Origin of the sequence: Haloferax sp. KTX1 (assembly GCF_902410085.1) — an archaeon.
GTDB classification, from domain to species: Archaea; Halobacteriota; Halobacteria; order Halobacteriales; family Haloferacaceae; genus Haloferax; species Haloferax massiliensis.
The window spans coordinates 1-382 of the sequence record NZ_CABPRH010000371.1 but is presented as its reverse complement, the minus strand read 5'-3'; the positions used below and the strand labels follow the sequence as shown (position 1 = coordinate 382).

The 382-nt window shown below is 60.2% G+C and carries 1 pseudogene; it reads right to left on the bottom strand.

Annotated elements, in window-relative coordinates:
- Nucleotides 1-233 (bottom strand): annotated as a pseudogene (locus FY251_RS22980) (3-oxoacyl-ACP reductase); the annotation flags it as partial.
- Nucleotides 234-382: the final 149 nt, after the last annotated feature.

Here is a 382-nt window from a genome sequence, read left to right as displayed (position 1 = left end):
GCTCGGCCGATGCCGCTCGATGCGCCCGTGATAATCGCCCGCTGACCCTTCAGGCTAAACCGCTCCGTGTGTGGCTTTGACATCGCTTCTGACATCTCGGGCATCCCCAATAAAGCTACGTCCTGAGCCCCCTCTGCGGGATTCCGTTGAATATAGTTGAACAGCCAGAACAGGCTGAGGTGCTTCGTATCTTTGCGGTGGTGGTGAGAACGACCGGAGAACCCCGGTACCATTAACACCGGCGCGGGACACGGTGACGACGTGTATGTCCAGCAACAGTAGCAGACCGCAGTCCCGGAACCGGCAGATGCGGACGCGGCAGTGGCGACCAGACCAGAAACCGAAGCGTCGTTCCGCAGTCGCTTGCGAGGGACGGTACGAT